We start from the raw sequence: 22,468 nt of genomic DNA, 5'->3' as shown, positions 1-22,468 counted from the left end.
TTAGGCTCGGAGCGCCTTAAGCCCCGCTGCGAAAGTGATTGCTGCAAAAGCAAGCAAGATGCCGCAGATTCCGAGAATATCTGTGACGCGGGCACCGTTAGCGATAATCTCCGTCAGCCCGCTCATCGCCCACTTTTGCGGAAGAAATTCAGCGATGGATTGCATCAATTTCGGTTCAATGTCGATCGGCCAATACATCCCGCTCACCATACATGTTGCGATGACGAACAAGTTGCCGAACGCAAGCTGCTGTTCTGGCGTTCTGACATTGGCCGCAATCATCAATCCAATGCCGACAACGGTCAATAGAAAAAGCGACACTAATACAATAACCGCAGCCGGATTCCCCCAGTTGATGCCAAACAGCCAATGGGTTGAAAGAAGCAATATGCCAAATTGAATCCAGCCAATGACAAAGAAGGAAAGCACATACCCAGCACCGATTTCAGCTCGGCTGACAGAGGCTGTAAGCAATCTGGACCAGACGCCGTTTTTTCTTGCTTCTAAAATGGTTCCAGCCGCTCCCATCATGGTCAGCATGACAAACAGGATGGAAAACCCTGCTGCTCTGGAGGCGGTGTCACTTGCTTCCGCACCCTCTTTTTTATCACTGAGCATCTGTCGTTTTACAGCCGGAACCGTATCTTCATGTTTTTTGGCGAAAACGGTTTTATACGCCGCCTTCCAGTTTTCTCCCGCAGTCTGAGATGCCGTTTTCGCCGCGGTCACCTGAATATTGAGCGTTGCCAATGTGCTTTCTGCATATTGTTTGACCATCGGCGCTTCCGACAGCTCGGGGCCGTGACGGAAAATCAGCTCAGGATTTTTGCCTTGTTCCAGCTGTGTCTGGAACAAGCGGGAAATGACGATGATCCCGGCAATTTTCTTTTGTTTCAGCTTTTCTGACGCTTTGTTTTCAGGCACGTTTTCGAATGTATACATATCATCGTGTGCCTTCAGCTGCCGAATATAATGCTGTGAGAGAATCGTATCGTCCTGATCAACGATTGCAAGCCGCACCTTATCATCATTGCCGCCGAGCATACTCCCAAATACAAAGGTAAGCAAAAGCGGGGCAGCAAACATGATCAAATAGTTCTGCGGCTTCTTAAAAATGAGAGAAAGCTCAATGCCGCAAATGGCTATGATTTTTTTCACCTTTTGTACCCTCCTTATCTTGTATGAAGCCGTCTGATACCAATTACAAGTGAACAAAGGCCGATCGCCGCAAAAAGAAGCACAGGCTTTTGAAGGTCAGCCCCCCCTCCCCCTTCCATTAAAGAAAGAAAGCCGTCAAGCGCCCAGCGATTTGGCACCGCTTTGGATACAGACTGCAAGACGTCCGGAAATTGGTACAGCGGCAGCATGGACCCGCCGAGAACCGCAAGCAATTGAATACCGAAGCCGCCTATCGCATCTGCAGATTTCATATCGCTGATGCACGACGCAAGCAGCATTGAAATGCCAGATACAGCGGCAGCGTAAGAAAGCCCGAGTACACTCACAAACAGCAGATTATCTCCCCAGTCCACACCAAATACATTGATTGTGACGATCAGAAATATGAAAAATTGTATGATGGCAAACAGATACGTCCCAAGCCATTTTCCGAAGAGAATGACGGATTTTTGCGCAGGCGTCATCAGCATTCTGGCAAGCGTCTCCGTATCCTTTTCCTGTAAAAACGATTTCGCCCCGACTGTGATATGAAACAGCATAAACATGCAAAGCATTGCCGCCGAATAGTATTGAAAACTGGTAACGGCCTTGCTGCCAACAGATTTTTCCGCAATAGTAAGCTTGTCACCTGTTTCTTTTTCTAGCGTCTTTGCCAGCTTTTCTGCAAACTGTGCAGGGTCAAGTTTTCCTTGCTGTACAGCTTCCGTTTTGCTGATGTAGTCCATTGAGGCTGACGCGGCTTCCTTTACCGCTTTATATTGGTCTATAAAAGAGCTTGCAGCTGTTTCGATGATGGAACTTTTCAATGTTTGATCAGGTGCGGCATAAACAACAGCTGAGGTTTTGCCAGCTTCCCAATGGTTCGGGATGACGATGCCTACATCGATTTTCTTTTCATCAATCAGCTTCTTCATCTTGTCTTCGCTGCCGGCTTTTGTGGCCTTTATCGACTTCATTTTTTTGAGAACATCTTTTGTAAACATGTTCGCTGCATCTGACTGGTCTGATTGAATGTAGCCGACTTTGATGTCATCAATCCGGCTGCCTCCGTCAACAACTGATCCGAGCGCCGCCCCTAAAATACAGGTTAGGATCAGCGGCATTAGGATAAGCATCATAAACCCTTTTCTGTCCGTGATTCTGATTTTGACATCTTTCCATGCGATCCATATGCTTTTTTTCATTGCCGTCCCTCCTCAATCCCGCAACGTGCGGCCGGTCAGATTCAGAAACAGGCGCTCTAGATTCGGTTCCTGCACCTGAAGGGACAGCAGGTTTATATGATGAGCAGCGGCTTCAGCAAGAAGACTTGTGACGACTTTCTCATGATGGGCCGGAGAAATGTCAATTTTGAGCTCTGACTCCTGGACTGTTACATCATTCACATGAGCCAGGGAACGGATCGCCAAAAGAAAGGCTTCATCGATCCCGCTGACCGTGAGCTGAATGATGGTATCGCCCCCAAGGCGGCTGCACAAATCAGTTTTTGTGCCAATCGCAATCATTTCCCCCTGATCAATTATCCCGATCCGGTCGCATAAAAACTCAACTTCTTCCATGTAATGACTCGTATAGATCACCGTCATGCCCGTTTCGTTGAGCTGTTTGACCGTTTCTAAAATGTGATTTCTCGATTGAGGGTCAATACCGACAGTCGGTTCATCCATAATCAGCAGCTCGGGCTTATGCATTAAAGCCGCACCGATGTTGATTCTTCGTTTCATCCCCCCGGAAAATGTTTCAATCTTATCTTTAGCCCGCTCAGTCAGACCGACATATTCAAGGACCTCTGCCGCTCTTTTTTTGGCCTCACCGTGCGTAAGTCCGTACATTTTCCCCCAAAACATAAGATTCTCATGAGCCGTCAGCGTCGGATATAATGCAATTTCCTGCGGAACAATGCCGATTTTTTGTTTCGCTTTGGCCGTTTCTTTTCCGATAACATAGCCGCCCACCGTGATGTTCCCGCTGTCATGCGGCACAAGGCCGGAAATCATCGAGATGGTTGTGGATTTCCCCGCACCGTTAGGCCCGAGCAGACCGAACGACTCCCCCTTTTGAAGGGAAAAAGAAATACCTTTCACGATTGTTTTTTTTCCATATGCCTTTTTGATGTTTTCTGCTTGCAGCACGTCGTCTCACTCCTTTTTTTGATCCATTGCCATTGTAGAAGAAAGAAAGGCGTGCGGCATGTAGCGGCAGATAGAACATAGGGCATGAAAAAAAGGCCTGTAAAAGGCCTTTTCAGAGAAGTGTATATGCAAAACGTCATATGTCAAAAGACAGATACACCATATCTGACCGAGTAAATGGCGGCTTGGGTTCTGTCCCTGACAGCCAGCTTGCTGATAATATTTGAAACGTGGTTTTTGACTGTGCCTTCTGTAATGTAAAGCTTTTCGGCAATTTCTTTGTTATTCAGCCCGTACCCCAGCTCAGCCAGAACTTCAATTTCGCGCTCGGTCAGGTCGAGCAGCTCGTTAGGTTTTTCTATCTCATTTATTCCTTTCAGCTGTTTTTCACGCTTCCATTCATTCAGCATTTGGGCAGTCAATTCCGGCGGAAGCACCATTCCGCCAGAATGAACTGTCATCACTGCTTTTACAATCGTATCTGCAGACATATCCTTCAGCAGATACCCGCTTGCTCCTTCTTCAAGCGCTTCAGCAATCAGCGCTGAATCCTTAAAGGTTGTCAACATCAAAACCTTTACGCCGGGCAGCGAGCTTGTGATTAATTTTGTTCCCTCCACCCCGTTGGAAACCGGCATGCGGATGTCCATTAACACGATATCCGGCTCCAGCTCTTTCGCCTTTTCGAAGGCTTCCTGTCCGTTTCGCGCCGTTGCGATCACATCGAGCTCTTCTCTGAGCTGGAGCAGGGATGCCAGCCCTTCTCTGACGATATCCTGATCGTCGGTAATGATGATCTTAATCATGATAAATTCTCCTTTTGCTGTGCGGGCCCGAAGCTCCATTTTTTATTAGCCAGTGAAAATTCGGCGATTACAGTAAACCCTTGATCCCGTTCGCTCTCAAAGCGGATCGTTCCGCCATGTTCCGCTGCCCGCTTTTTCATATTCAAGAGACCAAAACCAAGTGCTGCCTCGGGATTGCCTTTGCCGTCATCCTTAATGACAAGGCTGATGCTGTCCGTTGTGCAGGCAAGCTGTATCGAACAGGCTGTGGCGCCGCCGTGCCGTTTGGCATTGGTCAGTGCTTCCTGCACCGTTCTGATCAGGGTCGGATGGAGAGACAGCGGGATGATTGCAGGATCACCGCTGACCGCAAATTCTGTTGTGACTCCTGCATTTTTGCAAAAGTCCTCTGTCAGCTGTTTCAGCGATTCGATTAGCGAAGGATCGTTTTCAGTTTGCAGAGTGCGTACTGATAAGCGGACATCATCAAGCGCTTCACGGGCAAGTGTTTCACAGACACCTACTGTCTCATCCGCTTTTTGGCTGTCTCTTTTTTGCCATTCACGCAAAAGCTGCAGCTGGACGAGAAGGGCCGTCATTTTATGCCCCACTGTATCATGGATTTCCCGCGCCATTCTGTTCCGCTCGTAAATGGCAGTCAGCTCTTCAACCTGCTTCGCATATAAATGGAGCTCCTGATGTGCAGCAGACAGCGCCAGATGGGACTCCGTCAGTTCCTGAAACTGCTGTTTTGCCGTATCCTGCGCATCCAACAGCTTGCGGATTAATTTGCCCACGACACCGCAGAAGACAACGAATGTCATGCTAGTCAAATGATCAATGACAAATTCATTGCCGAACATCGCATATGTACGGATGAGGACGGTCAAAAATAAAATAGAGGAAAGACATAAGACAGACCATGCTGTTCTTTTAGGAAACCCCCGCAGAAAAAAAGCGACCGCAACCGGACAAAGCATAATAATGAACAAACCTGTGCCGGGAAAGATAAATCCGAACGAAAAGCCGATTGCAATATCAATCAGGCAGAACCAGATGGCATTTGTCTCTTTTGTCAGCAAAACATGATTGGCTGCATACATGGCAGCACCTGCTGCTATAAATACATATCCAAACCAGTTATCCTCTTTCACAATGGACAGATACATTAAACAGCTCACCATCAAGGTGAACATTCTCGTAAAAAAAAGAGCCTTCACGCTCATCACTCCCGATACCCAATTCCCTTCTTATCATACCTGCCTCAGGACATTTTTGACAGGAGTTTCTGGAAAACAAAAAATCCCCCTGCCGTTATTTCGGCAAGGGGATTGCAGTTAAATCACAAATGTAATATAGGCGCCGGAAACAGGGTCTTTCACACGAAAGCTGTTTTCCGTCTCTTCAATCGAATACCCGGCATGTTTGACTCGGTTTGCCACCAAATCCAGCTCCTCTTGGTGGGGCAGGACAACAGTATAATAATCTAGTCCGCTGGCATTTGTCGGTTTAGGCGGCGCATTTCTTCCCGCCCAAATGTTTAAGCCGATATGATGGTGGTACCCCCCGGCTGAAACGAAGAGGGCGGACATGCCCGCATAGTTTCCGACAATGTCAAAGCCCAGTACATCTGTATAAAACGCCTTTGCTTCTTTCAAATCACTGACATGCAGATGAATGTGTCCGATGATTGTATCGTTCGGAAGCGATGTTTTCCGCTCATCTCCTGCCTCTTCCAGAAGGCCCTCAATGTCAACAGCGGTTGTCGTCATGACATAGTTTCCTTCCCGATCACGCTGCCACGTGCTGCGGGGGCGGTCAGCGTACATTTCAATGCCGTTTCCGTCAGGATCAGACAGGTAGAGCGCTTCGCTGACAGCATGGTCTCCATGTCCGATAGCAATGCCGTGTTCAATCAAGCGGGCGAGCGCGATCCCAAGTTCCTTCCTGTCCGGAAGAAGAATCGCAAAGTGATAAAGGCCTGTCACAGACCGTTCAGGCAAGACGACAGCGCTCGGATTTTCTTCAAGAATAAGCAGTACGCGTTTCCCGTCAGCCGTTAATTCAGCTTGGCGATCCGTCTTTTTTAAGACTTGAAAACCGATGACGTTACAGTAGAACTGAAGCGAACGCTCCAGACTGCGAATTGTGAGTTTGGCATAGCCAATGTGCGTATCCTCATGAATGCTGGTCATGCTGCATGCCTCTTTTCTTATGCTGAAACGTTTCCGTTCTTTTTTCCTTTAAACACAAATGGGTCCAGCGCCAGGAATCGACTTCCAGTAAGCGCCAGGTGAATGGATGTCAAAAGCAGAAGGTAATCAAATTCTGCATTGCCCATGAATGGCGCTTTCAGCTTAACAGTGATGATGGCGCCGATCAGTGTAAGAGCGAACAGTACACCGACAATACGTGTAGCCAATCCGAAGAAGACAAGCACTCCGCCAATGAGTTCAATCGCTGCGATGACATACGCCATAAAGCTTGGAAGGCCTAAGCTGCCGAAAAATTGGATGGTGCCCTCCATTCCCTGAAACTTTGATAAACCGTGAACAAAAAAGATAATACCTGTAATAACTCTTAAAAGTAATGTACCAATTTCAAATGATTTATTCATTTTATCCTCCTTGATAAATGTTATCACTTACTTAATGTAAGCTAGTATATATACATAACTTGTTTACGTCAAGTAATTTTGTTACATTTTACGAAAATGAAATAAAAGTACTATAAAACTGTAACAAAAAAGACCTCTGTGCAGGACAAAGGTCTATTTCTCAAATTGGCTTTCATATAAGTCACTGTAAAATCCTTTTTGCCGAATCAGCTCGTCATGGCTGCCTTTTTCAATCATTTCACCGTCTTTTAGCACCACAATCTGGTCCGCTCTTCGAATAGTGTTCAGCCTGTGGGCAATGATGACGCTTGTTCTTCCTTCCATTAAACGGGCGAGCGCTTCTTGAATGTTGACTTCTGTAACGGTATCAATGTTGCTTGTCGCTTCATCCAAAATGAGAAGAACCGGATCGGCAAGCACCGCCCTCGCTATAGAAATCAACTGCTTCTGTCCTTGACTGATGCCCGAACCGTTTTGCGTCAGCACGGTGTCATACCCTTTTGGCAGCCTTTTAATAAAACTATGGGCATTCGCTGTTTTTGCAGCGGCTTCGACTTCCTGATCAGAAGCATCAAGCCTGCCGTAGCGAATGTTTTCTCTGATCGTTCCCTGAAATAAGAAAGAATCCTGAAGAACAAACCCCATGTTTTTTCTCAGGCTTGCTCTAGTAAGGGTTTTAATATCTGTACCGTCGATTAAAATTTTTCCTTCGTCAGGCTCGTAAAAACGGGCGAGAAGGTTAGTGACGGTTGTCTTCCCCGCCCCCGTCGGTCCGACAAACGCGATAGACTGCCCCGCAGGCACGGTGAACTGTAAATGCTTCAGTGTCTGCTGCCCTTTATCGTAACCGAAGGACACATCCCGGAATTCAATGCTGCCTGTTTGGATGGGCTGATGCACGGCGTTCTTTTCATCCTCGCGCTCTTCTTTTTCATCAAGCACGTCAAACACCCGTTCAGCGCCGGCGATTGCGGACAGCATCGTATTAAACTGGTTGGCCAGATCGTTTAAAGGACGTGTAAATTGTCTTGAATACTCGGCAAAGACGACGATGGAGCCGATCGAGATCCAGCCTTTCAGCGCAAACAAACCGCCGATTGCCGCTATCATTGTAAAGCTTAAGTTATTCAAAGAGTTCATGACCTTCGGGATAAACCCGGAAATCGTCTGCGCCCAAAAGCCCGACGTCTTGAGTGCAGCGTTTTTTTCGAGAAATTCAGCAGTAATCTGCTTCTCACGTGAGTATGCTTTGATGACCTTTGCGCCTGAAACAGATTCCTCAATATACCCATTCAGATCACCAAGATTTTTCTGCTGTTCTTTAAACAGCTTTCCCGTTCGGTTGGTGATCCATTTCAAGCTTGCTGCCATCACCGGAATAATGGTCAGTGTAATCAATGTAAGGAGCGGGCTCATGTACAGCATCACCGCAATCGTCCCGACAAAGGTGATCACGCTTGACAAAATTTGAATGACTGACGTGTTTAAAGTAGAACTGACATTTTCGATGTCATTCGTCACCCGGCTCATCAGCTCGCCGTGCCGCTGTTTATCAAAAAATGGAATCGGCAGCTCATGCAGATGGGTGAACAATTCGCTTCTCATTCTGAAAACCGTGCCCTGCGAGATCGTAATCATCCAATAGTTTTGAAACCAAAGCGACAGGGACTGAATGATATAGATAGCGAGCAGAGGAAGCAAAACAGGAATCAAGCCGCTGACTGTTTTCCCGACGATAAAATGGTCGATGGCCTTTCCGATCACAAAGGGGCCAAGGAGCCCGAATATGGCGCTGATGACAACCATCAGCATGACAAGTATGAGCAGTCCTTTTCGTTCAGCCAAGTAAGACCAGATTCGTCTCAGTGTACCCTTTGTATCCTTTGCTTTGGCCCGCTTTTTCGCGCCTTCTTTTTTGTCAATTGGCAGTTTGGGATATTGGAAAGGCTTGCGGATGTCTTTTAGCATGACTCGCTCCCCTCCCTTCCGAATTGTGACTCGTAAATGCGCTTGTATAACTGAGATTCAGAAAGCAGCTCACTGTGAGTGCCTTTTTCAATCAGTTCGCCGTCCTCAAGCAGCAAAATCTGATCAGCTTTCATCGCCGTGGTTATTTTTTGTGTAATGATCAAAGTTGTGCAATGGTATGTGCTGATTGCTTCAAGCAGCTTCGCCTCCGTTTGCAGATCAAGCGCGCTTGTGCTGTCATCTAATAGAAGGATAGCCGGTTTTCGAATCAGTGCCCGCGCAATGGAAATTCGCTGCTTTTGGCCGCCGGACAGGTTGACGCCTCTTTGCCCCAAAACTGTGTCATATCCATTTGGGAGCTTCAAAATCGTTTCATGAATTTGCGCATGTTTGGCCGCATCCATTATTTCATCTAATGAAGCATTTTCTTTGCCCCAAGCGATGTTTTCTTTGATTGTGCCGGAAAACAAGAGGACTTCCTGCGGTACATATCCAATTTGCCTGCGCAGCCCTTCAGCCGGAATATCTTGAACCGGCTTTTCATCTATGTAAATGCGGCCTGAATCCGGCTGATAAAGCCGCGGAATGAGCTGAAAAAGCGTGGACTTGCCCGAGCCCGTCGCACCGAGAATCGCGATCGTTTCTCTTGGCTTTGCGGAAAATGAGACATTCCTGAGCGCTTCTCTGTCCATTTCAGGATAGCGAAAGGATACATGCTGAAACTCAATCTGTCCTGACAAACGATCAGATATGATGCCTTCCTCCCGCTCGTCGCCTTCTGTTTCAAGCACCTCACCGATTCTATCCCCTGAAGCCTTCGCCCTGGTGAAAATCATAATCAAAAACGGAAACATCGAAAGCGCGCCTGTAATTCGTGTTGCGTAGTTAATTATCGCAACAACATCGCCAACCTGAGTGCTTCCGCTCGTAATACTGTAGGACCCCGCCCACAAAATCAAAAGGATGCAGAGATTCATCAAAAGCATCAGTACAGGCATCGTGAATTCCACAAGCTGAAAGGCCGAAACCGTTTTTTCCATCAGCCTTGTGTTGGCTTTGATAAATCGTTTGACTTCGTGGCTGCCGCGAAGCAGCGCTTTGATCAGCTTGATTGCGATTAAATTTTCCTGCATGATGGTGTTCACTTGATCCAGCCTTTTCTGCACTGAGCGGAACAGTGCCCCGCCTTTCCTTAATACCCATAGCAAAAACAAGATCAGGATCGGAATGGTCACAAGCAGAAAAAAGCCGAGTTTCACATTAACGGCAAGCGACAGCACAATGCCGCCTGCAATCATTAAGGGAGCCCGCAGCATAAACCGCAAACTCATAAAAATCATATTTTGAACCTGTGTGACGTCGTTTGTCAGCCTTGTAATATAAGAAGAGGACGAAAACTGTCCAAATGTGGAATAGGAGAAGGACTGGATTTTTTGAAAAAGCCCTTTTCTCGTATCATAGGAAAAGCTTTGGCTGACATGGGCGGCATAAAAGGAATTCAGCATCCCCGCCGCAAAGGATAACACGGTCAGCCCGATCATGACCGCGCCCCATATCCATACATGCCGCAGATCTTGCTTCAATATCCCATCGTCGATGATTTTTGCAATCAATAAAGGCTGCATCAGTTCAACTGCAAGCTCCGTCAACATAAGAATCAGTGCAATTCCCGCCAGCAATGAATACGGTTTTAAAAACGACAAAGCCTTTTGCATGTAAAAGCCTCCAAACCCCTTTTAGCAATATGTACTTTTTATTTTAATTGTTTATAGGGCTTGATGAAAGAATTTTACTGTCATGAAGTGTTATGAAAGCATAGAAAAGCACTGAATTTATCGATAACCAAAATCACTTTATCTTTTATTCGAGAGCTATTCACTGCTGACCTGCGTTCATTAAAAAACATCAAAGATTTTACTCTACTAAAGTTGAGGTGCTGGATAGACTTAGATAAATTAGGAAGATTGCTGGAACCGTAGGAATAATGAAAAATGTAAATTTTAAAACGAAGACCTTTTTGCGAGGAATATAATCTGATAAAAATGCGGTGAAAAATTTCTAAAATCTAATTAAAACTCTAAATAGAGTGCATTGTTAAGCACTCTATTTAGAATCTGTACATTTTAATGTTACCGAATAAAAACTAAAACCACTCCATATCCCTTACTTTTGTCGAACTCTTTGATGACTCTCATGACCTGCCACCTTTGTTTAGGAGATACCGTTTTTGTAGCAATTCCGTTATTATGCGCTTGAATAAAGTCTCCGGCTTCTACTGTGCTGTCGCATCTTACATAAACCTGTCCTACAAGGCCCACAACATTCCATTCATCCCTCTCTTCCCTAGAGGCATAGTTCTTATCTGGCTTATAATCAGGGTTTTCCATAGGCGCCATGACGATTTGGCCATTGGCACCTTTCTGTTTTTCATAAATATACCCGCCAAAATCATTCTTCAGGTATCTTCCAGACCAATGGAAACTTGACTCACCAAGTATCACACCAGCTGTTTCAGAAATAACTCCAAGCATAAAGTCACCTTTTTTTGCAGGTCTAATTTTATCACCCTCCAAAGTAACTAGGGTTCCTGCCGGAATTTTTTCACCGCTTAGACTCTCAAAATATTCAGCGTAATCCGAGAACGTTTGGGAACTTTTTATGCTTCCTGAAGCCTTAATCGTTCCATCTTTTGCATGAAATTCTATCTTTCTGTTTGATGAGGATGGTGTGCTCCCACTTGCCCATCCTAGAGCAACTGAGTCTGAGTTCGGATTGATCGTATTATATGAGGCTATCACAGAAGATTGAGCAGCCCCAGTTGCTCTGCTTCGAACAGATCCAGCTACAAAATTATTATTTCCAGTAGCGTGGGAATCACGAGAGCCAATAATCCCGCTTCCTTTATGTTTAAACAAAAAGTACGGCGTCACAACGCCGCCAATCTTAAAATCTGTTTCGTAGCCTGAAAAGTCACAATTAGAAACATTAAGATCAGGGTCAACAGAAAAAATCCCAACTGTACCACTGTTATTTTTAGGCGATCTTTGCCCCCATACATTACTAACTACAGACTCGTACATACCGCTCCCAAAAACAACACCCTTTTCGGCTGAATCGATCAATGTCACACCATCAATCATTACCTTGCCGATAGAATTGTCGCCACCTACAATATAAAGATCATTATCAGCAGTTTTAAATCCTCGAATCGTTATATTCTTTAAATTGATTAGACGCCCTTTATAATACACGCTTACGACTGAATTTCCCTTATAGTTAATGGAGGAATCATCGCATATAGCATGAAAATTAACCACATTGACGCCATCGTAACCTGAAATTTGCAATGCATTCGGCCCTGCCCCTTTGTACAGATCACTCGGCTTAGGGTTATATGCGATACAGTTAGCCAGCTGAACGTCATGAGCTGATGCTGATTGAGGATCACTTGCTGTGTGGTGTCCTATATGCCGAATGCAAAAACTAATTGCATTTTCATAGGCACGGCAGTTCACAAGTTGAACTCTTTTTGCAGCCGGAGCATAATCATGAGCTTTAATTTCAAATCCTCGAACTCCTCCAATTGCGATGCAGCTATCAACCATTACATCCTGAGAGCCATCATCGATTTCAAAACAGTTTGTATTTGAAGACCCATCATTTAACCCCATCGGATGGTAAGAAAGACAATGACTGAAAGTCGTATGCTTTCCAAAGTGACATGTGAAATTATCATCGCCAGAGCCTGTTGCTTCGCAATATGAGAAGGTTACAAAGTTGCAGCCACCAGGCTGATAAAAGGTAGGATCATCATTTTCTCCGTGTCTGTTATAATTAGGGCTTGTAGCATCAAACCCGTGAAGGCCGGCATTTTTTGCAAAAACATGCTCTACAAAAGAGTAATCCACATTTGCAAAAAGCAAGCAGCTTGAAGTGGGCCCCTTAGGGATCTTCCATCCAGCAGGACGCGTATCTTTATTCCAGTCCAGTGTCAAATGTCCAATGTAGATATTTTCATTACCATTTGTATGATCACTATTGGTGAGTACAGAGTGACCAACTGGCGTATCGTCTAATAACTTGATGATGGTCCTTTTTTTACCCGCTCCAACCAACATTGTATTCGAAGGAACGAGCAAGCCAGATACCCTAAATACGCCTGCAGGGACTTTTATGAGATAGCCACCTTCGGCCATCGCATCATGAAATGCTTGCGTATCATCTGTGACTCCGTCTCCTTTAGCTCCATAATCCATTACGTTTCGTTCATCAAGGTACTCAAATCTGTTCTCATACATTTTGAGTCTTTCATTTAAGTTTTCAAAAGTTGTTATTCCATTACTTAATGCAATCCCAATTTTACTATCAATCGTTTCGAAATTCTCGGCAAGCTTGGAATCAATTTCAATACCTTCAGTGCTTTCAGGTTTGTAAAGACCTAAAAACGTTGTATAATTTTCCATTTTCACTCCCCCTATTGGTTTCAGTTTTTAAGAAACAGAACATCCCTTGCACTTATAAGTGGCAAACGTATGACAAACAAAAAAGCGCTGTCTTTAAACAGCGCACTGATCAAATAATTTCACCTATTCATTTAGTAATTTTTCCACACGCTCCCGCATCTGCGGTACGCTTAATCCGATAATCACCTGAAACGCCTTCCCGTTCCTGACGACGCCGTGTGCGCCAAGCGCGCGGAATACGCTGTCGGGTTCAACCTTTGTTTCATCCTTGACACTGACTCTGAGACGGGTGGCGCAGTTTGTGACTTCAGTGATGTTGTCTTTTCCGCCCAGCGCTTCAATATACAGAAAAGCGGTGTCATCAGCCGTTTCAGCAGTGGAGGCCGTTTCATCCTTGTTTTTTCGTTCTCTGTATTCCTTTTTCGAATATAGCTTTGTTTCCTGCTGTTCATCCTTTTCCCGTCCTGGTGTAGCGATATTGAATTTGAGGATTAAAAATCTGAAGACGAAAAAATAAATTGCCGTAAACGAGAGCCCGATCAAAATTTGATACACATATGTCATACCGTGGCTGCCAAAGAGCGGAATCCAGTTCAAGGTCACCGCCTCAATCAGTCCGCCTCCCATATTTCCGACGACGCCGGCCATATACATAACTGTCGACATTGTGGCGGCAAGCACGGCGTGAACCGCAAATAAGAAAGGTGAAATGAATAAGAACGTAAACTCAATTGGCTCTGTAATACCGGCGACAATCGCTGTCAGTGTGACAGGAATCAGCAGCCCTGCGACGAGTTTTTTCTTTTCCTTTTTGGCTGTCACATAAAAAGCCAGGGCGATACCCGGAATACCGAAGATTTTCGAGTTGCCGTGAAGCGCGAATCCGCCTTGCGGAAAGAGCTCCTTAAGCGGTTTGGCGCTTTGCGAATATTCGCCGAGATGCTGTGCCCAATACGTGACGATCCCGCCTTCCGCTACAGCCGGGCCATAAATAAACGGCGTGTAAATAAAATGATGAAGGCCGGTCGGAATTAAAATCCGTTCCAAAAACGTGTATATCCAAACGCCCACCGCCCCAGAAGCAACCAGGAAGCTTTGAAGCGAGCCGATTCCCGATTGAACCATCGGCCAAATATAAGACACAGCCAAGGCAATTGGGATCATAATAAAGAAGGAAATCATCACGATATATGTTGAGCCTTGAAAGATGCCGAGAAAATCGGGCAGTTTTTTATCAAAATAGCGATTATGCAAAAAGACGACAATCGAAGAAATAAAGATGGCTCCGATAATGTTGGTATCGAGCGTTTTTATGCCCGCAATCATCGTTAACCCGCTCGTTCCGCCGACCTCTTGATTCATGTCGACGCCAAATGCTCCTCCCCATACCGTCAATATCGCGCTGACAAAATAGTTGAATGTCAGGTAAATAGTAAGCGCTTCCAAACAAGCGCGTGCCTGAGCTTTCTTCGCCAAAGCAACCGGGATGCCAATGGCGAATAAGAGCGGCATTTGGTTAAAGACAGTCCAGCCGCCCTGCTCAATGATATACCAGCACTGATACCAAAAACCGTCAGGATCGGCGAGCGGTCCCATGAGAGTTTTATTTTTAAAGAGCGTGCTGATACCGACGATAATGCCGGCGAACGCGAATAATAAAACAGGCACAAACATCGCGCTTCCAAAGCGCTGAATTTTTTGCATCATACCAGAACCCCCTGCTACTCATTGTCATTTTTTTCTGCCTCTTTGTAATCAACATATGCGCGGAACAATGCTTCGCCAACGAGAAAAAACGGTGCAAAAGCGACAATTTCCGTTTTATCGCTTAATGTCACAGGTTTGCTTGTCGCATAAAGATTATGCGGAGTCAGCTGGGCGAGGACATTGTTTTTTAAATTCGTAATGGAAATAAAGGGAATACCCTTTGCAGAAAGCATTCTTGCCTGAGGAATCAGCTCCGGTGTTTCTCCGGAAAGAGAAATGATGATAAACAGATCGTTTACTTTAAAATCATCGCGCATCAAATTAAATTCATTTGTGTCTTCAATTAAAATAAGATAGCGATGGCGCGGAATAAACATTCTTTGCAGGTCGCGGGCGCATATCTTTTGCGCATTTCCAGAACCGTACACGAAAATGCGGTCAGCTTCATCAATCAGCTGGCACATGTCCGTCATGTCCTTTGTCCTTAAGAACTTCAAATTTGCTTCAATATCATCAAGCAGCTTTTCAAAACTCATACTCTCGCCTTCTTCCGGCTGATCTTCCCACTTTAAAAAGACGCGAAATTCACTGTAGCCACTGAAACCGAGCTTTTGGGCAAGCCGTAAAATTGAGGAACGCGATACACTGCAAGCTTTGGCCAGCGCGTCGATTCCAAGGTGATAGCATGTGTGCTTATGATTCAATATATATTTTAAAATATGAAAATCGTTGTCATTCAATTTGCTGTAGTGCTGATTGATCAGTTCTTCGAGCTGCATATCAGATCCCCCCATTTTCTTTCTATTATATACAATTACAGATTCGAAAATGGGGGAATTTCAGTTATGATATACGGGTCGGGCTTTGATCAAGCTCAGGCCAGAAGTCTTTGTTGGCTTCCATTAAATCCTCAAGAATGAGTCTTGCCACACGCGCGTTCGGCACTGTTTTTGACAAAATTAGCGCCTGCCACAGCTTTTGGAACGATTTCTCCGCCCACGCTTCAACAGTCAGCTTCTCAACGGATACCTGCTGCTCCATAAGCCCTTTTTGGAATTGCGGAATGGTGCCGACGGTAATCGGTTCAGGCCCATTTGAGCCGACGATGCATGGCACCTCGACCATCGCAGTCGGGTCAAAGTTCGCAATTGCGCCGTTATTTTCAACGATCAACAGCATTCTTTCACCTGTGTTGTAGGCAATCGCCCGGGCAAGATCAACGATATATGATGCGTGGTCATCGATTTTGATTTCGCTGTTTTCTGTGGACTGCTCACGTGTAATCATGTCACATTGGCTGAAAATAAAAGCTTCGCGCCCTTCCATCACTTCATTTGCCCGCGTATGATTCGGATTTGATTTTTTCACCATATCATCCGGGAACAAATAATATTGCAAATACGTATTCGGCAGTGTATCAGGATCTGCGGCCTGCACGTCACGCGCTTTGGCGAATGTGTCATTCCAGCTCGCCTCCACCGCTTCAGCCTCTGTTTTCGGAATATAGCCGTATTGAGATACATGCTCCTTCAGCTTCGGCATTAAATCGTTGCCCTCTTGATCCTGAATTGATGTCCACCAGCCGAAATGATTTAATCCGTAATAGCGGACCTTCATTTCTTTTCTTGAGGATAAGCCAAGAATTTGCGCCATCCGGTCTTCGATCCCAACCGGCATATCACAGATATTGAGAATTTTAGAATTCGGTCTAAGGCGTCTCGTAGCTTCAGCCACAATTGCCGCCGGATTGGAATAATTGAGCATCCACGCATCAGGCGAGTATTTTTCCATGTAATCTAATATTTCAAGCACACCGCCGATCGAACGCATACCGTATGCGATCCCGCCCGGCCCGCACGTCTCCTGGCCGACAACTCCGTACTTTAACGGAATTTGCTCATCAAGCGCACGCATCGCGTATTTCCCTACTCTGATGTGGGCCATAACAAAATCGACATCTGTAAAAGCTTCTTCCGGGTCAGTCGTCGCTGCAAATTCAATATCCGGCGCTTTTTCTCTGATAAAAACGTCACAGGCGCCTGCAATTCGATCCTGTCTCTCCTTATCATTATCATACAGCTTCAGCTTTCTGATCGGAAACTCCTCCAAATGGTCCAAGAGCATGAGTACAATCCCTGGAGTGAAAGTGCTCCCTCCGCCCGCTATTACGATTGAGAATGATTTTTTCTTCATATGACGACCTCCTTGATAACGTTTACAATTCCATTTATACCATGAGATAGCCCGTCCCGTAACACGTTTGGCGCACTTAGGTCATTTGATCAACTTTAGTGTTTTTTCCCATAGAGCGGGAAATTTCTCATTTGCAGGGAATCCTTACAATAGGTAAAAACAACTGATCTAATAGGCCTATTCATGCTTAACACCTCCATTAATTTAAAACCAACATAACAAAGAAATCATTATATAATCTATATTTCCTATTTATCCATTACATACCATCATGTAACATTAGGAAAGTCTCCCTTTTGTTTTTAATAACGGTTCAAAAGAATTACATATTATGTGACAATGAGGTGTTTACAGTTGTTTGGTGAAATGTTGGGATTATCCTTTGTAAAAACACAACTAAGTTTAAAAAAGGAGAATTTAGAAGATCTCAAAGCTTGCAAAACTAACTTGACAAATATCCAGCAAGAATTTTTGGAGTCAAAAAATAAAATAACTGAGCCATCTCTGTCCTCGGATACATGGCAGGGAAGTTTAGCAAATAAATTCGAACTTATTCGAGACGAGATAAACTCAGAATATCAAGATTTAAAAGGTAAACAATTAGATGAGGTTATAACTAAAATTGAAGACAAAATTAATACATTAATTGATGATATAGATGGGTTGAAAAATCAGATCACTTCTATTGAAAAAGAAATAGAAAAACAAAAAAATAAAAATTCACACTGATAAGGAAGAGTTTGTATGGGCAATGAAATAAAATTTGATTTACCTGAAGTTGAAAAAGCAATTACAAAATTAAAAAATGCAACTGAAGTTATTAAAGTATCTATTCCTACTAATTTAACAGACCACAATAACCTTGATGTCACAAAGAAACTGAATGCGCTGAATAACAAATTAAATAAACTGGCTGAGAAATATGCTTCTTCCTTAAACAAACAAATCTCACAAACAGAACAATTAGTTAGGTCTATGCAAGAAACAGATGAAGTGCTTTCCAAATCAATAACTAATAAATAATGTAAAGAAGGAAGGAACGTTGTTTGAAAACTCTTGATGTACATTCATTTCTCATCTCTATAGACAAGACCATAAAACAATTAGATAAACAAGCTGAGAAATTAACAGATGTAATTAAAAGTACACAAGGAATTGCATCATTAGATGATTCCCTTAAAGGAGAGGGCGGAACTGCGATTCGAACATTTTTTAGTGAATGCCACACTCCCTTTCTTCTTTTTTATTCTTGTGTAATCAGTGATTATAAAGAAGTATTAAATAAAATAAAGAGTGCATTATATTCATTTGAACCAACAAACACAGGTTTTATTTCGCAAAGTTTTTTAGAGAATGATTTGAATAATGGGTTAACAGCTACTAAGAGATCAATAACATCTCTAACAGATAAAGCAAATGAGGAGATTGAAAAAGTTAAACACATTGTAAGTCTCAAAGATTTGAATGACGAAAATTTTGTCGAAAAAATAAAAAAGGCTGAAAGTAATATAGACGAAACATTGGAACATCTATATACCTTTGATCGTGAAAACACTAGTTCTCTAGATTCAATCGATCAAGATATCACCACAATGGAAGATTATTTAAAACAACTTGATGCAAAATACGGTGGTCCTCGAATTGAAATTAATAATTATATAAGTGGCTCAGTACTAAAACCCGAATTTAGCAACGATTCACTGAAAAGTAATAATAGTTATACCGCTTTTAACAATGCACAACTAGATAAAGACTCCCCGATGTGTAAAATGTTAGATAAAATTAATGCTAAAGATGAGCAAGAAATTATCGAATTTTTCGGTATTTCAAATTCAGATGATCCTTCGATAGGAACTAAGAACATCGGTTCAAAGAGCGAAGCAGATCATGGTATTAATAAAAATAAAAGTGATGATGAAGGCATTACTCAAAAAATATATAACACTTTTGATGCCATTAACAATTTAAAGTATGCTAAGAATAAAGAAATTAACGGAGCTATTTATAAAGGTTTCGGTAATGGATATGCCAATATAGATATAAGCAATCAAAAAGTAAATTTTAAAGCTGGCGCAAGTCTCATAGATACAAATAGTGCATATAAGGAAGAAAAGTTAGAATCTAAAGAATTATTCTTTAGAATGGCTGAAGGTAATATAGAAGTGTCATTACCATATTTACAAAGTTTTACGGACTCTTTTTTATCTGGTGAGATGATTGGCGGTGCAGCAGAAGCTAATATAATTAATGCAAACTTTGACCATAAAAAATCTCCAGCCTTATTTAAGGTTAAAATTGGTCATGGTGAAACAAAAGCTGGCATTGAAAATTACTCGGTTGGTATAGGAGCATCAGCAAGTATTGCTGATGCAGAGCTTACCATACATCCATTTAATTGGTTCGGCTATGAACCACTTGAAGAGTGGTTTGGAATTGAATATGATCCCTATTTTGGGGTAACTGCATCTATTGGCAGCGTCGGGGTAGAAGTGAAGACAGGTCTTGAAAATGAACTTTATGCTGCAGAAGGTATTGGTTTAGGGATAAAATTTGGAGCAGAAAAAGATGACTAGGAGGTATATAAATGAGTGAAAAAAATGGGTTTTTACCAAAAAAAATTAATGAAGCACTATTAATAGGTTCTATTTTTCCAGTTCCTTTCGGTATCTTTAGTTTATTCATGCTATATTGGTTAATTGATAGTGAAACCCCTCAGGAAGTAATATATTTAATTACTTTTATTATTTCAGTATTCACTTTTCTTATACCTTTATGCTTACATATTTTCAGAAAAAAATTCTGGTTAAAAAAACATCCACACCTGCTTAAGAAAAAAAATTAATATAGAAAGAGTGAGAAATTAATGTCTAATACATTGCTGCCTATCGGTAGTGTGGTGAAAATTTTAAATGTACGAAAAACTGTAATGATTTATGGGAGAAATCAGCTTCAAACTTCTTCACAAAAAAAGTACGATTATGTTTCAGTTCCTTATCCAGAAGGTAATATCAATGAAAATTATAATTTGTTCTTCAATCACGATATGATAGAAGAAGTTCTTTTTGAGGGATATCAAACACAAGAAGAAAAAGCTTTTCAAGAAACATTTAAAGGCTAATAAAATGGACTATTTAATAGTAAGATTTTGGAAAAAGTATAAAAAACCATTCATTTTACTATATTATCTGTTTTTCATGATTTGTATGACATTAATTACTTTTATGCTTCCTGGCATCCAAATCGGTATAAGGATCGTTTTACTTTTTTTATTGTATTTGATCACTACTGTAACAATCTATACAGGTTATAAAGTTACCAATAAGATGCTTTTAAAAGAACAAGGAGATAGACAATGAAAAACACTTGGAATACATATAAGAAAAAAATCTTTTTAATTCTCTATTTGCTTCCTATGATTGGCATGACACTCGGGATCTCAGCAGTCCCCGACATGACATTAAAACAAAAATTGATTTTACTGGTAATTATGTATGTGATGAGTGGCTTGTTTATATTCTTTGTTTATTTAGCAATAAATAAGATTATAAAATCTATTTTTAATGATTAGTAAGCAATACGCAATTTGTTTAGAGCCTATTTTAGGCTCTTTTTTATATACGGTTACCTCGAAAACATTCGTCTTCCAAACGTAGAAACTCCTAATATTAAGTTGACTCCCTCTTGCAGATTCTTTTTTTTACCTTTTTTGTAATCTTAAAGTCTCACCAACTGTGAATTTTAAGTGAATATACGCCCTTCCAATTCTTATGAAAAGGTTCTTTTGTACGATTCGGATACATGCCGAATTATTTATAATCATTTATATAAAACATCCAATTGTGCGTGAATTTAGAAAAGGCAGGGGACAAAAGTTGGACTCATATAAAGTCATTGAGCTGGCAAACAAGTACAGTGCGGCCGCAGAAGAGGTCAGAAGCTCCAAAAAGCTGCTTGAATCCCGGTTATCTGCATTGGGAGATGCTTGGCAGGGCAAATCAAGAGATTCGTTTGACCAGGATTTCGAGGAAACGAAAGCCGCCTACGATCAATTCGAACAGGAGTTGCTTGAAACAAGCCAAGAGCTGAAGGCTGCCGCCGTCAAAATAGAAGAACGAAAAGCTGAAATTGCCAGAATGGAAGAACTGGAGCGTAAAGCAAGAGAGGAAAGACATAAACTCGGGAGGTGAACGGTGTGTCAGGAAACATTGCAGTTGATCCGGATAAGCTCGAACAGCTTGCAAATGATGTAGTCACTGAATTAACTGATATGGAAAACAAATATAAGGACCTGCATGTGGAGCTGGGGCAGATGATTTTGCAATGCGATCCCCGCTACAGCAGCTGTTTTTCCGGAGTGGGCGATGCGTGGAGCTCAGGAAAGGCGCTCGTCACCAAGCTAAGTGACAATGAGATTTTCATCAGAAAAACGGGCGATAAATTTGTGGAACAAGATGATATTTTGCGAAAGCTCTACAATGCCTACGACAAATACGGTACGTTGACAAGCTTAACCGCCCTTATGCTGACGCAGGGAAAATATTACGGATTAGGGCTTACGAAATTTGTGAAACAGCCAAGCGGCTTGCATACAGCCCAGCACTCAAAACTGCTCTTGGATATTTCCAGGGCCGTTGACAGCTCACGTTATCAAAAAGCGGCAAGAGTGCTTTTGAATCCTAAATATTTGTTGAAAAAGACAAACCGTCCATTTTCAGATTTGGTACATAAAAAGTTTACAAAATACTTCCCTCAGGACACGGTGGATTTTTCAAACAGCGTCAGAAGCTACACAAAAGGATTTCTTAATGAAGCCGGCGTACGCTCCACTTTGAAGGATGTGGGAAAAACGGGCTTGAGATTCGCGAAAGGAAATGCCATTACCGCCACACTGATTACCGGTGCGACCGAAACATTCGGAGCAGGCGTGAAAATTGCTGAAAATTATGCAAAATACCAAGACAAACCCGAAGTTCTCAAGCGTGAAAACGCCAAGGCCGTCGGGAATGCTGTGAATAATACGATTTTTGTTGCCGGCGGTGCCACAGCTGGTGCTGTCATCGGCGGTGCAATTGGAAGCTTTGCAGGACCTGTGGGTACTGTCCTTCTTGGGGCAGCAGGTTCATACATTGGCGGAGTCGTCGGAGAACAAATCGCCAAATATACAGCCGGTTTTGCCGAAAAAGCAGCCTTAAAGCTGAAAGAACCGATCCATGCTGTCGTTGATACAGCCAAAAAAGGGCTGGAATCAGCCGGCAAAGTCGTCAAATCAGTGAATGACGGCATAGATGCAGCGAATAAATCGATACATAAAGGGATAGACAGCGCGAAAAAAGGAATGGAAAAAGCAAAGAAAACAGCGGATTCGCTCATACACGGCGCAACCCATTTCCTTAAAGGGAAATTTTCATTTGGATAGGAGAATAA

At 43.0% G+C, this 22,468-nt stretch carries 21 protein-coding genes; 8 read left to right on the top strand and 13 right to left on the bottom strand.

Annotation, left to right across the window (positions count from 1 at the left end):
- The 13 genes from lnrN to glvA all read right to left on the bottom strand — a co-directional run bounded on the left by lnrN (position 1) and on the right by glvA (position 17,044).
- Positions 1-1,158, bottom strand: coding sequence for a linearmycin resistance permease LnrN (gene lnrN / locus ACFVP7_RS04570; protein WP_338732855.1), 1,158 nt, complete (start codon positions 1,156-1,158; stop codon positions 1-3).
- Between the two features lie 14 nt (positions 1,159-1,172).
- Positions 1,173-2,363, bottom strand: a complete 1,191-nt coding sequence (gene lnrM, locus ACFVP7_RS04565) for a linearmycin resistance permease LnrM (RefSeq protein ID WP_338732853.1) — start codon at positions 2,361-2,363, stop codon at positions 1,173-1,175.
- Between the two features lie 12 nt (positions 2,364-2,375).
- The gene (gene lnrL, locus ACFVP7_RS04560; RefSeq protein WP_042978127.1) at positions 2,376-3,311 is read right to left on the bottom strand and encodes a linearmycin resistance ATP-binding protein LnrL; all 936 of its coding nucleotides are present in this window, start codon (positions 3,309-3,311) and stop codon (positions 2,376-2,378) included.
- A gap of 143 nt (positions 3,312-3,454) precedes the next feature.
- Positions 3,455-4,117 carry a two-component system response regulator LnrK gene (gene lnrK, locus ACFVP7_RS04555; RefSeq protein WP_015715522.1) on the bottom strand — a complete coding sequence of 221 codons (663 nt, stop codon included), beginning with the start codon at positions 4,115-4,117 and terminating at the stop codon, positions 3,455-3,457.
- Entirely contained in the window at positions 4,114-5,316 is a 1,203-nt protein-coding gene (gene lnrJ, locus ACFVP7_RS04550; RefSeq protein ID WP_128737665.1) for a two-component system sensor histidine kinase LnrJ, read from the bottom strand. Before lnrJ ends, lnrK begins: the two co-directional genes overlap by 4 nt.
- Before the next feature lie 117 nt (positions 5,317-5,433).
- On the bottom strand, positions 5,434-6,291 hold the full coding sequence (catE, locus tag ACFVP7_RS04545; RefSeq protein ID WP_003233597.1) for a catechol 2,3-dioxygenase: 858 nt from the start codon (positions 6,289-6,291) through the stop codon (positions 5,434-5,436).
- Positions 6,292-6,308: 17 nt separating this feature from the next.
- Positions 6,309-6,713 carry a DoxX family oxidoreductase CatD gene (gene catD / locus ACFVP7_RS04540; RefSeq protein ID WP_396583027.1) on the bottom strand — a complete coding sequence of 135 codons (405 nt, stop codon included), beginning with the start codon at positions 6,711-6,713 and terminating at the stop codon, positions 6,309-6,311.
- A 153-nt stretch (positions 6,714-6,866) separates the two neighbouring features.
- Positions 6,867-8,681 (bottom strand): ABC transporter ATP-binding protein, encoded by a 1,815-nt coding sequence (locus tag ACFVP7_RS04535; protein ID WP_396583026.1) that lies wholly within the window; start codon positions 8,679-8,681, stop codon positions 6,867-6,869.
- Complete coding sequence (locus ACFVP7_RS04530; RefSeq protein ID WP_122895270.1) at positions 8,675-10,396, bottom strand: ABC transporter ATP-binding protein; 1,722 nt, start codon at positions 10,394-10,396, stop codon at positions 8,675-8,677. The genes ACFVP7_RS04535 and ACFVP7_RS04530 overlap by 7 nt, the downstream gene beginning before the upstream one ends.
- A 414-nt stretch (positions 10,397-10,810) precedes the next feature.
- A complete protein-coding gene (locus ACFVP7_RS04525; protein WP_134992035.1) occupies positions 10,811-13,144 on the bottom strand; it encodes a peptidase G2 autoproteolytic cleavage domain-containing protein in 2,334 nt (777 codons plus the stop codon).
- 123 nt (positions 13,145-13,267) lie between these two features.
- Entirely contained in the window at positions 13,268-14,851 is a 1,584-nt protein-coding gene (gene malP, locus ACFVP7_RS04520; protein ID WP_396583025.1) for a PTS maltose transporter subunit IIBC, read from the bottom strand.
- 14 nt (positions 14,852-14,865) lie between these two features.
- The gene (glvR, locus tag ACFVP7_RS04515; RefSeq protein ID WP_029726859.1) at positions 14,866-15,630 is read right to left on the bottom strand and encodes a MurR/RpiR family transcriptional regulator GlvR; all 765 of its coding nucleotides are present in this window, start codon (positions 15,628-15,630) and stop codon (positions 14,866-14,868) included.
- 64 nt (positions 15,631-15,694) lie between these two features.
- The gene (gene glvA, locus ACFVP7_RS04510; RefSeq protein ID WP_014476180.1) at positions 15,695-17,044 is read right to left on the bottom strand and encodes a maltose-6'-phosphate glucosidase; all 1,350 of its coding nucleotides are present in this window, start codon (positions 17,042-17,044) and stop codon (positions 15,695-15,697) included.
- Between the two features lie 354 nt (positions 17,045-17,398).
- Between glvA and ACFVP7_RS04505 the strand changes: the two genes are divergently transcribed.
- The 8 genes from ACFVP7_RS04505 (at position 17,399) to ACFVP7_RS04470 (ending at position 22,460) form a co-directional block, all read left to right on the top strand.
- On the top strand, positions 17,399-17,773 hold the full coding sequence (locus tag ACFVP7_RS04505; RefSeq protein ID WP_050809178.1) for a DUF5082 family protein: 375 nt from the start codon (positions 17,399-17,401) through the stop codon (positions 17,771-17,773).
- 15 nt (positions 17,774-17,788) lie between these two features.
- Complete coding sequence (locus tag ACFVP7_RS04500) at positions 17,789-18,067, top strand: DUF5344 family protein (protein WP_014476178.1); 279 nt, start codon at positions 17,789-17,791, stop codon at positions 18,065-18,067.
- 23 nt (positions 18,068-18,090) lie between these two features.
- The gene (locus tag ACFVP7_RS04495) at positions 18,091-19,617 is read left to right on the top strand and encodes a ribonuclease YeeF family protein (RefSeq protein ID WP_052476591.1); all 1,527 of its coding nucleotides are present in this window, start codon (positions 18,091-18,093) and stop codon (positions 19,615-19,617) included.
- Between the two features lie 11 nt (positions 19,618-19,628).
- A complete protein-coding gene (locus tag ACFVP7_RS04490) occupies positions 19,629-19,886 on the top strand; it encodes a hypothetical protein (RefSeq protein ID WP_032726631.1) in 258 nt (85 codons plus the stop codon).
- A gap of 21 nt (positions 19,887-19,907) precedes the next feature.
- Positions 19,908-20,162 (top strand): DUF4176 domain-containing protein, encoded by a 255-nt coding sequence (locus ACFVP7_RS04485; protein ID WP_014476176.1) that lies wholly within the window; start codon positions 19,908-19,910, stop codon positions 20,160-20,162.
- Between the two features lie 234 nt (positions 20,163-20,396).
- Positions 20,397-20,612: a hypothetical protein gene (locus ACFVP7_RS04480; RefSeq protein WP_032726633.1), complete on the top strand. Its 216-nt coding sequence runs from the start codon at positions 20,397-20,399 to the stop codon at positions 20,610-20,612.
- Between the two features lie 304 nt (positions 20,613-20,916).
- Positions 20,917-21,231 carry a WXG100 family type VII secretion target gene (locus tag ACFVP7_RS04475; protein ID WP_396583024.1) on the top strand — a complete coding sequence of 105 codons (315 nt, stop codon included), beginning with the start codon at positions 20,917-20,919 and terminating at the stop codon, positions 21,229-21,231.
- 5 nt (positions 21,232-21,236) lie between these two features.
- A complete protein-coding gene (locus ACFVP7_RS04470) occupies positions 21,237-22,460 on the top strand; it encodes a hypothetical protein (RefSeq protein ID WP_014476173.1) in 1,224 nt (407 codons plus the stop codon).
- The last annotated feature ends 8 nt before the right edge of the window (positions 22,461-22,468 follow it).

Source organism: Bacillus sp. SG20033 (genome assembly GCF_044570195.1).
In the GTDB taxonomy this organism is placed as follows: Bacteria; Bacillota; Bacilli; order Bacillales; family Bacillaceae; genus Bacillus; species Bacillus subtilis.
Note: the sequence above shows the minus strand (reverse complement) of the source record. Positions and strands in the feature narration are given on the sequence as shown.